We start from the raw sequence: 12,412 nt of genomic DNA, 5'->3' as shown, positions 1-12,412 counted from the left end.
GGGTCAGATCTTCCACCCCGAGTGGATCGCAACAGCACCGCCAAGGATAATCTCGGCCTTGGTGTTCACAAACCCGGCCGCGCGGATCATCCCTTCGAACTCGGCGGCACGGGGGAACTTGCGGATCGATTCTGCCAGATAGCGATAGCTTTCGGCATCCCCCGCAATGGCCTGCCCCATGCGCGGCATGACATGCATCGAATAAAGGTCATAAATCTCGCGGAAGCCCGACCAGTCCGTGACTGAAAACTCCATGCAGAAGAACCGTCCGCCGGGCCGCAGCACGCGGTAGGCTTCGGCCAGTGCCTTGTCCTTGAAGGTGACGTTCCTGATGCCGAACACGATGGTGTAGGCATCGAAGGTGTTGGCGGCGAAGGTCACACTTTCCGCGTTCTGGTGCGAGAAGACGAGACTGCCCGCGCCTTCGGCCTCATCGCGCTCCATCGCCCGCTCGGCGCCCACGTCCAGCATGTCCTGATTGATATCGGCCACGGTCACATTGGCGCCGCGATCCGCCATCCGGAAGGCGATGTCGCCGGTGCCGCCCGCCATATCCAGAATGTTTTCGCCCGGCTGCGGTTTGACGCGCCTCACGAACCGGTCTTTCCACCCGCGATGCATGCCAAAGCTCATCGCGTCATTCATGATGTCGTATTTGCGCGCGACGCTGGAGAAAACCTCGCCAACCTTGCGGGTCTTTTCTTCCGGCGTGACCTCGGTGAAGCCGAAGGAGACGGTCTCGTCAGTGCTTTGTGTCATGCCCGGTTCCTTAGGGAAGTTTGGCGAGGTGGCAAACACTTGAATATCTCTGTCATGCCAGCGAAAGCAGGCACCCCAAGCGGCCCCAGGCCCCGGCTTTCGCCGGGGTGACAAAAACAGGTCTTATGCCAGAGCTACCAGAAGTAGAAACAACCGTTCGCGGCCTTGCAAAGTTCCTCGAAGGCGAACGGATCACGCGGGTTCAGCTCAATCGCGCAGGGCTGCGCCGCCCCTTCCCCGCCGATCTGGTGCAGGTGATGACCGGCGCGACGATCAGCGCCCTGTCGCGGCGCGCCAAATACGGGCTGATGCATCTGGACCGGGGGGCGACGATGATCTTCCATCTGGGCATGAGCGGGCGCTGGCGGATCGACCCCGAAACCCCCGAGACCCACGATCACCTGCTGCTGGAAACCGCACACCACCGCTTCGCCCTGTGCGATCCGCGCCGCTTTGGCTCGGTCGATCTGGTGGAGACCGGCGGGCTCGACCGATGGCCGCAATTTGCAGCGCTGGGGCCGGAGCCGCTGGGGCCGGGCCTGACACCGGCGCATCTCAAGGCGGCACTGGCGGGCAAGACCCAGTCGATCAAATTGTGCCTGCTCGATCAAAGGATCGTGGCTGGCTTAGGCAATATCTATGTGTGCGAAGCGCTGTGGCGCGCGCAGATTCGTCCGACCAAACCGGCAGGCAAGGTGACGCAGGCGCAGCTGGCCCGGCTGGTCCCCGCGATCGTCGCCGTGCTCGAAGCCTCGATCCGCGACGGCGGCTCCAGCTTGCGCGATTATGCCGCGCCGTCGGGCGAACTGGGGTATTTTGCCAGCAATTTCGATGTCTACGGGCGCACCGGCGAGCCGTGCCACCGCGATGATGGCGGCATGATCCAGCGCATCGCCCAAGGCGGACGCAGCACGTGGTATTGCCCGGTCTGCCAGAAGTGAGGGAATCATTGACCTTGCGCGCCGTTCTGACTATGCGCGCCTCTTTCCGGCGGTTGGGCCATGCGTCCGCTCGCCCATCTTCGAGCAGACCGTCACCAATTTGCCCGGTGTCACCATTTTCCCGGCTGCCCCAAGCGGCCTGAACCAAACGCGAGACAGAACCGAATTATGGCCAACACGCCGCAAGCCAAGAAGCGCATCCGTCGCAACACCGCCCGTGCCGAAATCAACGGCGCGCGCATCAGCCGTATCCGCAGCTTCATCAAGAAGGTCGAATCGGCCTGTGAAGCTGGCGACAAGGATGCGGCCGCTGCTGCGCTCAAGGCGGCTCAGCCGGAAATGGCCCGCGGCGTTGCCCGCGGCGTGCTGCACAAGAACACCGTGGCCCGCAAGATGTCGCGTCTGACGCGCCGAGTCGCCACGCTCTGATCTGATTCGCTGGCGTCCCGAAGCCCTGCCAGGCGCAGGTTTCCGGTTGCACAAGAATACCTAAACACAACGGGCCGCGCTCAACCAGCGCGGCCCGTTTTCGTTTGTGACCATTGCAACAAACAGCACTCAGATAAATGTCAGGAATCCCGGCGATTCGCAGCCTGCCAATCGGCTTTTTCGTTTGAAATCAGGTATTTCAACGCAAGCCTGCGGGTCATGGTGAGTCAACCTGATTATTTCACTTTTTTTAAAAGTCCGCGCTTGCGCAAATGCCGCCAGCGCTCTTTACATCATTGCAGCCCGGCGCCGCGCGCAGGGCGATTTTAGAGACTGGCTGACAGGGGGGTGCCCGGGATCGTCGATTCCGCGGGCTTGAAAGGCAGTTCCTGTCGCAACGGGATGGATGGCCAGCGCGTCCTATGATCACGCAGGCCGAAAGTGGATTGGGGAAGAGCTTGTGCACAGGACTGACAAGGCGCGAACGGGGGGCCGCCCGGCCGACGAACATCTGATGGAAGATGCTGACGCTGTAAATCTCGCTGCCGATTGGTCCGATATCAGTCAGGGCCTGCGCAAGGATCTGGGACACCAATTGCACAGCCAGTGGATCAAGCCGATCCAGCTGGGCGCGCTCAACCCCGAAACCGGCGCGCTGGATCTGTATCTGCCTACCGAGTTTTCGGCCAACTGGGTGCGTGACCGGTTCCATGACCGCTTGCAGCTTGCCTGGAGCATCGCGCGCAGCGAAGTGCGCAAGGTCAACATCATCGTTCACCCGGGCCGCCGCCAGCTGCCTGACCTGCGGCTCGATGATGGCCGCCGCCCGGCCAATGATGGCGCCAGCGCGATTGCGCTGGCCGCCGGCGCGCTGGGCGATGCGACCTTCACTTCGTCAATCGGGCTTGATCCGTCGCTGACCTTCGCTGCCTTTGTTACCGGCGAGGCCAATGTCCTTGCCTGCAACGCCGCCCAGCGCATGGGCGCGCTGGAACAGCCGCAATTCTCGCCGCTCTATCTCAAGGCGGCGACGGGTCAGGGCAAGACGCACCTGATGCATGCGATCGGCCATGCCTATCTGCAAGCCCATCCGCGCGCCCGCATCTTCTACTGTTCGGCCGAACGCTTCATGGTCGAATTCGTGCAGGCGCTCAAATCCAGCCAGACCATCGAGTTCAAGGCGCGGCTGCGCAGTTTCGATCTGCTGTTGGTGGACGACATCCAGTTCATCATCGGCAAGGCGAGCGCGCAGGAAGAACTGCTCTACACCATCGATGCGCTGCTGGCGGAAGGCAAGCGGCTGGTCTTCGCCGCCGACCGCGCGCCGCAAGCGCTGGACGGGGTTGAACCGCGCCTGCTCAGCCGCCTGTCGATGGGTCTGGTGGCCGATATCCAGCCTGCCGATATTGAACTGCGCAAGAAGATCCTCGTCTCCAAGCTCACCCGCTTTGCCGCGATCACCGTACCGGAAGACGTGGTCGAGTTTCTCGCCCGCACCATCACCCGCAACGTGCGCGAGCTGGTGGGCGGCCTCAACAAGCTGATCGCCTATGCCCAGCTGACCGGGCAAGACGTGTCCTTGCAGCTGGCCGAGGAACAGCTGACCGATATCCTCAGCGCCAACCGCCGCCGGATCACCATCGACGAAATCCAGCGCACCGTCTGCCAGTTCTACCGCATCGACCGCGCGGAAATGAGCAGCAAGCGCCGCGCCCGCGCCGTGGTGCGCCCGCGGCAGGTGGCGATGTATCTGTCCAAGGTGCTGACCCCGCGCAGCTACCCCGAAATCGGGCGCAAGTTTGGCGGGCGCGATCACTCGACGGTCATCCATGCCGTCCGCCTGATCGAAGACCTGCGCCAGCGCGACGCCGATATGGACGGCGATGTGCGCAGCCTGCTGAGGCAGCTGGAGAGCTAGGTCTTTCAGTGCCTCCCCGTTCCGCAGGAATGGGGAGGGGGACCGCCCGCAACGCGGGTGGTGGAGGGGTTCGGGCTAGCCGCATCACCCCTCCGTCAGCCGCCTGCGGCGTCTGCCACCTCCCCATTCGCACGCGAACGGGGAGGGACTTGCACGCTCCGCGTCCCCACAAACCATCCCCGCAGTTTCGACAGGCTGGTCCACAGCCCTGTCGACAGGCGGTGCACAGGCTGTAAACAGCCTTTCCATGCCTTCCCAACGCCTTTCCCCCGAACTTGTCACACTGCCCCAAGGGTGGATTCCCGCCCTCGTGCGGGGTGCCAAATGCCGCTGCCCGCGCTGCGGCGCGGCGGCGCTGTTTCGCAAGTGGCTCAAGCCGGTTGATCGTTGCGGGCATTGCAAACAGGATTGGTCCTTGCAGCAAGCCGATGATTTTCCCGCCTATATCGGCATCTTCGTGGTCGGCCACTTGCTCGCGCCGGTGGTGATTGCGATGATTTCCGGCGGCATGTCGGCCTGGCTCACACTGGCAATCCTGCTGCCCGTGTCCATCGCCATGCTGCTCGCCATGCTCCAGCCGACCAAGGGGGCGGTGATCGCGTTCCTGTGGTGGCACGGCATCGGCGCCTTCAAGCAGGAGCGCCGCGCACCCGAGGATCAGCCGTGAGCCTCTCGCCTGCCCGCCTTGAACGCTTCGCCCGCCATATCGTGCTGCCCGAAGTTGGCGGCGCAGGGCAGGTGCGGCTGGCGGAGGCCAAGGTTGCGGTGATCGGGCTGGGCGGGATCGGTAGCCCGGCCCTGCAATATCTTGCCGCCAGCGGCATCGGGCGCCTCGCGCTGGTCGATAGTGATGTGGTCGATGTGTCGAACTTGCAGCGCCAGACCATCTTCACCACCCGCGATGTGGGCTATGGCAAGGCGGTCTCGGCCCGGCGCTGGCTCGCCAATTTTGACGATTCGCTCGCCGTCGATGTGTCCGACGCGCGGATCACGGCTGACAACGCTGCCGGCCTGATCGCGGGCGCCGACGTGGTGCTGGACGGGACCGACAATTTTGCCACCCGCCTCGCCGTCTCGGATGCCTGCGTGGCCGCCAGCATTCCGTTGCTGTCAGCTGCCGTGGGCCGGTTTCAGGGTCAGGTCGCCGCCTTTGCCGGGCACTTGCCGGGTGAGGCCTGCTATCGCTGCTTTGTCGGCGATGCCTTCGATGCCGAAGACTGCGATACCTGCGCCGACGACGGGATGCTCGGCGCGATGGCCGGGTGGGCGGGCACCTTTGCCGCGCTGCAAGCGGTCAAGGTGCTGCTGGATGGCACCGCCATGCTCGGCGATCCGGGCTGGGGCCGCCTCCACATTCTTGATGGTCTGGCGCCGGGGATGCGCACGATCCGGATCGCCAAAGACCCGACCTGCCGGACCTGCGGTTCAACCGCCTAGCACGTCTGCCACCCAGCGCGGCACCAGCTCGCTTGCCGGGCCAAGCCGCGTTTCATGGAAGCAGCGCGATCCTTCGCTGTAATCGAGATTGAGTTCCAGGCACCGCGCACCGGCCCGGCGCGCTTCCTGCACGAACCCGGCGGCCGGATAGACCGCGCCGCTGGTGCCAATGCTGACGAACAGATCGCAGCTTTCAATGGCGCGATAGATGCGATCCATCTCGTAAGGCATCTCGCCAAACCACACGACATCGGGCCGCAAGCTGGGGACGCGGCAGACCGGGCACGGCGGGCGGTCCAGCATCGGGGCCTCCCAGCGGGTGCGCGTCTCGCAGGATGCGCACAGCGCCGATTTCAGCTCGCCATGCATATGCAGCACGCGGGCGCTGCCGCCGCGTTCGTGCAGATCATCGACGTTCTGCGTTACCAGCAGCAGATCGCCGGAAAACTCGCGCTCCAGCCGCGCCAGCGCTTCGTGCGCGGGGTTCGGCACGACATTTGCCAAGGCCGCGCGGCGCATGTCGTAGAAGTTCAGCACCAGATCGGGGTCGCGCGCAAAGCCTTCGGGCGTGGCGACATCCTCCACCCGGTGCTGTTCCCAAAGCCCCCCTGCGGCACGGAAGGTGTCGATCCCGCTTTCGGCAGATATGCCTGCGCCGGTGAGGATGACGATGCGATCCAATTTTGCGTTCACATCCATCACCGTTCGTCCTGAGCTTGTCGAAGGACTGCCTTTCCCTTTACGGCAGTAGAAGAAAGGGCAGGGCTTCGACAAGCTCAGCCCGAACGGAGGTTTGGTAATGCTGCAATTCGGGGTGATCGGGCACAAGGGCCGGATGGGGCAAGCGCTGGAGACGGCGATTGCCGATGCGGGGCACAGCCTGTGCGTCGGCGTCGATGCGGGGGGCAGTATCGCAGCCCATGCCGCACAATGCGATGTGCTGATCGATTTCTCCGCGCCGGACGCGCTGGCCGCCAATCTTGCGGCGGCCCAGGCGGCGGGCAAGCCGATCGTGGTCGGCACCACCGGGCTGGAGGAGGAGCACTTCGTCAGCCTCGCCCACGCCGCCAAGGCCGTGCCGGTGCTGCAATCGGGCAATTTCTCGCTGGGCGTTACGCTGATGGCGCATCTGGTGCGCGAGGCGGCGGCAAGGCTGGGGCCGCAGTGGGATATCGAGGTGCTGGAAATGCACCACCGCCTGAAGGTCGACGCGCCCTCGGGCACCGCCAAGCTGCTGGGCGAAGCCGCCGCCGCCGGGCGCGGCATCACGCTGGCCGACAATATGGAAAGCGGACGGCACGGGATGACCGGCAAGCGCGCTGAAGGCGCGATCGGCTTTGCCACCTTGCGCGGCGGTACCGTGGCGGGCGAGCATTCGGTGATCTTTGCCGGTAGCGAGGAACGGCTGACCCTGTCGCACTCAGCCGAAAACCGCATGATCTTTGCCCGCGGCGCGGTGGCAGCCGGCGCATGGCTGGTTGCCCAGCCTGCCGGGCGCTACACCATGAACGACGTTTTGGGGCTGTGACGCTGCAACAATGAACAAGGCCCAGATCTTCGAGTTCTTCCGCCGCTTGGCCGAGGACAACCCTGCCCCCCAGACCGAGCTGGAATACGGCAATGCCTATCAGCTGCTCGTCGCGGTGGCGCTATCGGCGCAGGCGACCGATGTGGGCGTGAACAAGGCAACTCGCGCGCTGTTCGCCAAGGTCGCAACGCCGCAAGCGATGCTCGATCTGGGCGAGGCGGGGCTGAAGGAACACATCAAAACCATCGGCCTGTTCAATTCCAAGGCCAAGAACGTGATCGCGCTGTCCCGCATTCTGGTGGACGAACACGGCGGCGAAGTGCCCGATACCCGCGAGGCGCTGGTGAAGCTGCCCGGCGTCGGTCGCAAGACCGCCAATGTGGTGCTCAATTGCTGGTTCGGGCAGGAAACCTTCGCGGTTGATACCCATATCTTCCGGGTCGGCAACCGCACCGGCATGGCCAAGGGCAAGACGCCGGATCATGTCGAGGCGAAGCTGGAAAAGCGCGTACCCCAGCCCTTCCGCCGCGATTCGCATCACTGGATGATCCTGCACGGCCGCTATGTCTGCAAGGCGCGCACCCCTGAGTGTTGGCGCTGCAAGGTGGCGGACCTGTGCAGCTTCAGAAAGAAGGTGCTGGAGGCGCCCAAGGCGCGCAGCGCGCAGGGTATCGGCGAGGATTAAGGCGCGGTTCAAACGCCGGGGCGATGATGATGATGCCTTTTACTGGTGGAGAGATGCCATGACCCTGCGCCTTCTTGCTCTTGCCTCCCTGCCCCTCATCCTTGCCCCCTGCGCCGGGACTGATCCTGCCACCGAAGCCGCCCGCGCCGAGGCCGCCATGGCCGCCGCGCCCGAGGCCCGCGCGACCGGGCCGGGGCAAAACTGCATCAACCGTTCGCAAGTCCGTCAAAGCGTGGTGCGGTCCGACCGGGTGATCGATTTCGAGATGGCCGGCGGCAAGGTCTATCGCAGCACGCTGCCGGGTCGCTGCATCGGGCTGAATTTTGACCGGGCGATCACCTACGAAACCTCGATCGATCAGCTGTGCACTCAGCAGATCGTCTATACCTTGCAAAACATCGGCGGCGTCCCGCAACGCGGTGCAGGCTGCGCGCTGGGCGAATTTGTGCCGGTGGAATATGTGAAGGAGTAGGCGGGAAGCCGGGGGGCCATGACCTGGACGATCTATGCGCGAAAGACCGCGGCGGCGATCCTGTTCATCGCAGGCTTCCTGTGGTTTCTCGTCACGCTGGCCTTCACCTTTCTGCGCTATGGCTTGCCGCCCTGCGAGAGCGACGAGCCTGTGTTTTGGGCCATGGGCGGGTGTGCGGTAGGGCTGATTGCCGGAGGCGCCGTTCTGGCTTGGCCGCAGCTTCGGATCATGACCCGCGCCGCGCTGGCAGTCGGGGCCCCGGCGGCGATGTTCGCCATTTTCTATCTCGTGATCGCCGCCAATGACGCGCGGCAGGCGTCCTGCGCCGCCCGCTCGTTACCCGAGGCGTTGGCGGCTTGCGGCGCTGTTGCGAGCCACTATCGCTCCGCCACCAGCGAAGGGGGCTATCCGACGCTCACGCTGGTCGCGCCGGGCGCGACTGATCGCGCATGGAACTGCCTTCATAACTGGTCCCGGCATGCCGATGGCGCACCGTCGTTGATCGTCGATGAGAGCGTTTACACCGCCTATCGCGCAAAGGTGGAGGCAGCCCGGGGCACCCCTGCTCCCTAGCGCCCATCCTCATAGTTGCTCTCGTCCAGCTCCAGCCCCGCGCGGCCATCGGCGGCGGTGTGGGCAGGGGCGTGGGCCAGCTCGACATATTCGGGCTCTTCGACCTCCAGCATCCCTTCCCACTTGGTGATAACCGCGGTCGCCACCGCGTTGCCGACCACGTTGGTCGCGGTGCGGCCCATGTCGAGGAACTGGTCGATGGCGAGGATGATCGCCACGCCTTCGACCGGAAGGCCGGACATCGCCAGCGTGCCGGTGATGACCACAAGGCTCGCGCGCGGGACAGCAGCGATGCCCTTGGACGAGATCATCAGCGTCAGCAGGATCATGATCTGCGTGCCGATCGAGAGCTCGATGCCGTAAGCCTGCGCGATGAACAGCGTGGCAAAGCTCATGTACATCATCGAGCCATCGAGGTTGAAGCTGTAGCCCAGCGGCAGCATGAAGCCCGAAATCCGGCGCGGCACGCCGAAGCGGTCGAGCTGTTCGAACAGCTTGGGCAGCGCGGCTTCGGACGACGCGGTCGAAAAGGCGATCATCAGCGGCTGGCGGATGTACCGGATCAGCGCCCAGATGCGCCGCCCCAGGAACACCGCGCCCGCCCCCAGCAAGATCACCCACAGCAGCAGCAGCGAGAAATAGAACTCCACCAGCAGCGTCAGATACGTGCCAAGGATCGCCAGCCCGCTCGCCGCGACCACATTGGCGAGCGCGCCGAACACCGCGATGGGCGCGTAACGCATCACGTAGCCGGTGACTTGCAGCATCATTTCAGCCAGCGCATCCGCGCCTGTGACCAGCGCCTTGCCGCGCTCGCCAATGGCCGACAGGGCGACCCCGGCGAAGATCGAGAACACCAGGATTTGCAGGATATTGTTGGTCGCCAGCGCCTCGACCGCGTTCTTGGGGAAGATCGACAGGATGAAATCGGTCGCCTTCAGTTCCTTCACCTCTCCCACTGCGGCGGCGGCTTCAGCCACGTCGGGGATCGGCGCACCGATACCGGGCTGGAACAGGTTGACCAGCACAAGGCCAAGGCCGATCGACACAAGGCTTGCCGTGATGAACCACGTCAACGCGCGCACACCGATGCGGCCCAGCGCCGCGCTGTCGCCCATATGCGCGATGCCGACGACGATGGTGGACAGCACCAACGGGGCAACCAGCATCTTGATAAGGTTCAGGAAGATGTCGGAGAGCAGCTTGAACCACGGTGCGATCGATTGCTTGATCACATCGGCGGGCACCAGCTGGTTCAGCAACTGGCCAACGATCACGCCCAGCACCATGCCGGCTAGGATATAGAGGGTCAGCTTGCGGTCCATATTCGCTCCCGTCCGCGTGCGTGCGGTTAGATTTCGGTGTCGTCCAGCGCCAGCGCAGCGCGGGCGATGCGGGCATAGATGCGCGTCAGCACGGTCAGATCGGGGATCGCCACCGCCTCGTCACGCTTGTGCATTGTCGCATTGCACAGGCCGAATTCGATCACCGGGCACACTGCGCGCAAGAACCGCGCGTCCGATGTGCCGCCCGTCGTGCTGAGCTCGGGCGTGATGCCGGTTTCGGCCTCCACGGCTGCGCTGACCAGCTTGGAAAAGGCCCCCGGCTCGGTCAGGAACGGCTCGCCCGAGATCACGGGGCGCGCCTTGCCGCCGTGCCTTTCGGCGATCGCCATCACCCGTTCGGACAGGCTGTGGCCGGTGTGCAGATCGTTGAAGCGGATCGAGATGCGCGCCGTGCCCGCCGCCGGGATCACATTATGCGCGCGGTTGCCGACATTGATATCGGTGATTTCGAGGTTGCTGGGCTGGAACCACCGGGTGCCGGTATCCAGCATCAGCGCATCCAGCTCCGCCAGAATCGCCACCAGCTTGGGCAAGGGATTATCCGCGAGGTGCGGATAGGCAACGTGGCCCTGCGTGCCGGCAACGTCGATAAAGATATTCACCGAGCCGCGCCGCCCGATCTTCACCATATCGCCGAGCCGGTTCACCGAGGTGGGCTCGCCCACCAGGCACAGGTCGGGCTGGATACCCTCGGCGGCCATATGGTCGATCAGCGCGCGGGTGCCGTGGAGCGCGGGGCCTTCCTCGTCGCCGGTAATGATGAAGCTGATCGTTCCAGAGTCCTGCGGCACATCGGCGACAGCGGCGACCATCGCGGCAATCGCCCCCTTCATGTCGACAGCGCCGCGCCCGTGGAGCAATTCGCCGCGTTCCTGCGGGGTAAAGGGATCGGAAGCCCAGCCTTCGCCCGGCGGGACGACATCCAGGTGCCCGGCAAAGGCGATATGGCGTGAACCTTCCGGCCCGCGGCGCAGCGCGAACAGGTTTTCGACCGGGGCCTCGTCGCTCCCCTCGGGCCCGTCGCCCCGCACAAAGCGATGGACGGCAAACCCCAGGGGCGTAAGCATCGCTTCGAGTTCATCAAACACTGCGCCGGTCGCAGGCGTCACGGAAGGCGCGGCAATCAGGCGCTTGGCAAGGTCGAGAGGATCCAGCATCCCCGCAGGCCTAGCAGGAGTTGCCGCCAATGCCCAAGCTTGAACTTACCGCGATTCCCCAGACCAATGCGACCGGCTATCCGCCGCCCTACAATGCCGAGGTGCAGGATCGCTGGTATCGGCGCCTTGGCCCGCCTGCCGGGCTGACGCTGATGGGGGCCAGCCATTGCACGCTGCTGCCCGGCGCCTTTTCCTCGCACCGCCACTGGCACCGGGGGCAGGACGAGCTGGTGGTGATGCTGGCAGGCGAAGCGGTGCTGATCGACGATACCGGCGAAACCCCGGTCGGACCGGGCGACATCCTCGCCTTCCCCGCGGGCGAGGCCAATGGCCACCACATGCACAACCGGTCAGACAGCCCGTGCGTCTTCGTCGCCATCAGCGCCGGCGGGCGAGAGGCTGACAGCGGCGTATATTCCGATATCGACATGGTGTTCGACGCCGAAGGCTACGCCCGCAAGGACGGCACCCGTTACGAGACCCAGCGCCTGCCGTGATCGACCCGGCAGTCAATTGGGCCGGGTTTGCCCTTGCGGTGTTGCTGATCGAGCTGACGCCCGGCCCCAATATGGGCTGGCTGGTGACGCTGACCTTTGCCGAAGGGCGGCGCGCCGGGATGGGCGCGATTATCGGCATTGCCCTGGGCCTCGCCGCCAATGCCACGTTGAGCGTGCTGGCGGCCAGCATCATCCTGGCCCAGGGCCCGGCGCTGGCGCAGGGCGCATCGCTGCTGGCGGCGGCGATGATGGCGTGGCTGGCGTGGGAAGCTTGGCGCGGTTCCGGGAGCGATGCGGGCGAAAGCTCACCTGCCGCCGCGCCGCGCGCTGGTACGCGGCGGCACGCGCTGGCGGGCTTTGCGATCAACCTCATCAACCCCAAATCGGCGCTGTTCTTCATCACGGTGATGCCGCAGTTCATTCCCGGCGGGCAGCCGCGCTTTGCCCAAGGCCTGACGCTGGCGGCTATCAGCGTCAGCATCGCCACGGCGATCCATCTGGCGCTGGTCATCGGCGCCGCGCGTGCCCGCGGCGTGCTGATGGCCAAGGCCCGCACGCAAGCGGTGCGGCGGGTGCTGGCGCTGGCCATGCTGGGGGTCGCCGCGTGGTTCGTGGTCAAGGCGCTGGGGTAGCGCCGGTCCCGCCCCCAACCTTGGCCCCAACCTTGGCC

15 protein-coding genes are annotated in these 12,412 nt (G+C 65.0%); 11 read left to right on the top strand and 4 right to left on the bottom strand.

The features are described from left to right. Positions 1-3: 3 nt before the first annotated feature. Positions 4-759, bottom strand: a complete 756-nt coding sequence (locus C0V72_RS07840; protein WP_101793270.1) for a class I SAM-dependent methyltransferase — start codon at positions 757-759, stop codon at positions 4-6. Positions 760-884: 125 nt separating this feature from the next. Between C0V72_RS07840 and mutM the strand changes: the two genes are divergently transcribed. From mutM to C0V72_RS07815, 5 genes are all read left to right on the top strand, one after another. After that, positions 885-1,700: a bifunctional DNA-formamidopyrimidine glycosylase/DNA-(apurinic or apyrimidinic site) lyase gene (mutM, locus tag C0V72_RS07835; protein WP_101793179.1), complete on the top strand. Its 816-nt coding sequence runs from the start codon at positions 885-887 to the stop codon at positions 1,698-1,700. Positions 1,701-1,868: 168 nt separating this feature from the next. Then, complete coding sequence (gene rpsT / locus C0V72_RS07830) at positions 1,869-2,129, top strand: 30S ribosomal protein S20 (protein ID WP_101793176.1); 261 nt, start codon at positions 1,869-1,871, stop codon at positions 2,127-2,129. Positions 2,130-2,643: 514 nt separating this feature from the next. Continuing rightward, positions 2,644-4,047, top strand: coding sequence for a chromosomal replication initiator protein DnaA (gene dnaA / locus C0V72_RS07825; protein WP_101793268.1), 1,404 nt, complete (start codon positions 2,644-2,646; stop codon positions 4,045-4,047). A 247-nt stretch (positions 4,048-4,294) separates the two neighbouring features. Further along, positions 4,295-4,714, top strand: a complete 420-nt coding sequence (locus C0V72_RS07820) for a DUF983 domain-containing protein (protein WP_101793173.1) — start codon at positions 4,295-4,297, stop codon at positions 4,712-4,714. Continuing rightward, on the top strand, positions 4,711-5,484 hold the full coding sequence (locus C0V72_RS07815; RefSeq protein ID WP_101793171.1) for a HesA/MoeB/ThiF family protein: 774 nt from the start codon (positions 4,711-4,713) through the stop codon (positions 5,482-5,484). The genes C0V72_RS07820 and C0V72_RS07815 overlap by 4 nt, the downstream gene beginning before the upstream one ends. Here C0V72_RS07815 and C0V72_RS07810 read toward each other — a convergent pair. Further along, positions 5,473-6,183, bottom strand: a complete 711-nt coding sequence (locus tag C0V72_RS07810; protein ID WP_101793168.1) for an NAD-dependent deacylase — start codon at positions 6,181-6,183, stop codon at positions 5,473-5,475. The two genes, C0V72_RS07815 and C0V72_RS07810, sit on opposite strands and share 12 nt — an antisense overlap. A 100-nt stretch (positions 6,184-6,283) precedes the next feature. Here C0V72_RS07810 and dapB point away from each other — a divergent pair, with 100 nt between their 5' ends. Genes dapB through C0V72_RS07785 form a run of 4 tightly spaced genes read left to right on the top strand, consistent with a single transcriptional unit; the run spans position 6,284 to position 8,742 of the window. Next, entirely contained in the window at positions 6,284-7,012 is a 729-nt protein-coding gene (gene dapB, locus C0V72_RS07805; RefSeq protein ID WP_101793165.1) for a 4-hydroxy-tetrahydrodipicolinate reductase, read from the top strand. A 10-nt stretch (positions 7,013-7,022) separates the two neighbouring features. Continuing rightward, complete coding sequence (nth, locus tag C0V72_RS07800; protein WP_101793162.1) at positions 7,023-7,697, top strand: endonuclease III; 675 nt, start codon at positions 7,023-7,025, stop codon at positions 7,695-7,697. A 58-nt stretch (positions 7,698-7,755) separates the two neighbouring features. Beyond that, entirely contained in the window at positions 7,756-8,169 is a 414-nt protein-coding gene (locus tag C0V72_RS16395; RefSeq protein WP_172438955.1) for a hypothetical protein, read from the top strand. A gap of 18 nt (positions 8,170-8,187) precedes the next feature. After that, complete coding sequence (locus C0V72_RS07785; RefSeq protein ID WP_101793156.1) at positions 8,188-8,742, top strand: hypothetical protein; 555 nt, start codon at positions 8,188-8,190, stop codon at positions 8,740-8,742. Here C0V72_RS07785 and C0V72_RS07780 read toward each other — a convergent pair. Together C0V72_RS07780 and dapE are read right to left on the bottom strand one after the other, a co-directional pair. Then, a complete protein-coding gene (locus C0V72_RS07780; RefSeq protein WP_101793153.1) occupies positions 8,739-10,067 on the bottom strand; it encodes a dicarboxylate/amino acid:cation symporter in 1,329 nt (442 codons plus the stop codon). The genes C0V72_RS07785 and C0V72_RS07780 overlap by 4 nt on opposite strands. 26 nt (positions 10,068-10,093) lie before the next feature. Next, positions 10,094-11,245, bottom strand: coding sequence for a succinyl-diaminopimelate desuccinylase (gene dapE / locus C0V72_RS07775; protein ID WP_101793150.1), 1,152 nt, complete (start codon positions 11,243-11,245; stop codon positions 10,094-10,096). Positions 11,246-11,274: 29 nt separating this feature from the next. Here dapE and C0V72_RS07770 point away from each other — a divergent pair, with 29 nt between their 5' ends. Further along, the gene (locus C0V72_RS07770; RefSeq protein WP_101793147.1) at positions 11,275-11,742 is read left to right on the top strand and encodes a cupin domain-containing protein; all 468 of its coding nucleotides are present in this window, start codon (positions 11,275-11,277) and stop codon (positions 11,740-11,742) included. Then, the gene (locus tag C0V72_RS07765; protein WP_101793144.1) at positions 11,739-12,374 is read left to right on the top strand and encodes a LysE family translocator; all 636 of its coding nucleotides are present in this window, start codon (positions 11,739-11,741) and stop codon (positions 12,372-12,374) included. The genes C0V72_RS07770 and C0V72_RS07765 overlap by 4 nt, the downstream gene beginning before the upstream one ends. Positions 12,375-12,412 lie beyond the last annotated feature (38 nt).

The organism is Porphyrobacter sp. TH134, from assembly GCF_002855495.1.
GTDB lineage: Bacteria > Pseudomonadota > Alphaproteobacteria > Sphingomonadales > Sphingomonadaceae > Erythrobacter.
This window is presented reverse-complemented; position numbering and strand designations above follow the sequence as displayed.

Bases quoted from the DNA above. Each gene is read 5' to 3' on its own strand.
- dnaA (WP_101793268.1), top strand. From the start codon at position 2,644: ATGGAAGATGCTGACGCTGTAAATCTCGCTGCCGATTGGTCCGATATC.
- C0V72_RS07840 (WP_101793270.1), bottom strand. From the start codon at position 759: ATGACACAAAGCACTGACGAGACCGTCTCCTTCGGCTTCACCGAGGTC.
- mutM (WP_101793179.1), top strand. From the start codon at position 885: ATGCCAGAGCTACCAGAAGTAGAAACAACCGTTCGCGGCCTTGCAAAG.
- dapB (WP_101793165.1), top strand. From the start codon at position 6,284: ATGCTGCAATTCGGGGTGATCGGGCACAAGGGCCGGATGGGGCAAGCG.
- dapE (WP_101793150.1), bottom strand. From the start codon at position 11,245: ATGCTGGATCCTCTCGACCTTGCCAAGCGCCTGATTGCCGCGCCTTCC.
- rpsT (WP_101793176.1), top strand. From the start codon at position 1,869: ATGGCCAACACGCCGCAAGCCAAGAAGCGCATCCGTCGCAACACCGCC.
- C0V72_RS07785 (WP_101793156.1), top strand. From the start codon at position 8,188: ATGACCTGGACGATCTATGCGCGAAAGACCGCGGCGGCGATCCTGTTC.
- C0V72_RS07770 (WP_101793147.1), top strand. From the start codon at position 11,275: ATGCCCAAGCTTGAACTTACCGCGATTCCCCAGACCAATGCGACCGGC.
- C0V72_RS07810 (WP_101793168.1), bottom strand. From the start codon at position 6,183: ATGGATGTGAACGCAAAATTGGATCGCATCGTCATCCTCACCGGCGCA.
- nth (WP_101793162.1), top strand. From the start codon at position 7,023: ATGAACAAGGCCCAGATCTTCGAGTTCTTCCGCCGCTTGGCCGAGGAC.
- C0V72_RS07780 (WP_101793153.1), bottom strand. From the start codon at position 10,067: ATGGACCGCAAGCTGACCCTCTATATCCTAGCCGGCATGGTGCTGGGC.
- C0V72_RS16395 (WP_172438955.1), top strand. From the start codon at position 7,756: ATGACCCTGCGCCTTCTTGCTCTTGCCTCCCTGCCCCTCATCCTTGCC.
- C0V72_RS07820 (WP_101793173.1), top strand. From the start codon at position 4,295: ATGCCTTCCCAACGCCTTTCCCCCGAACTTGTCACACTGCCCCAAGGG.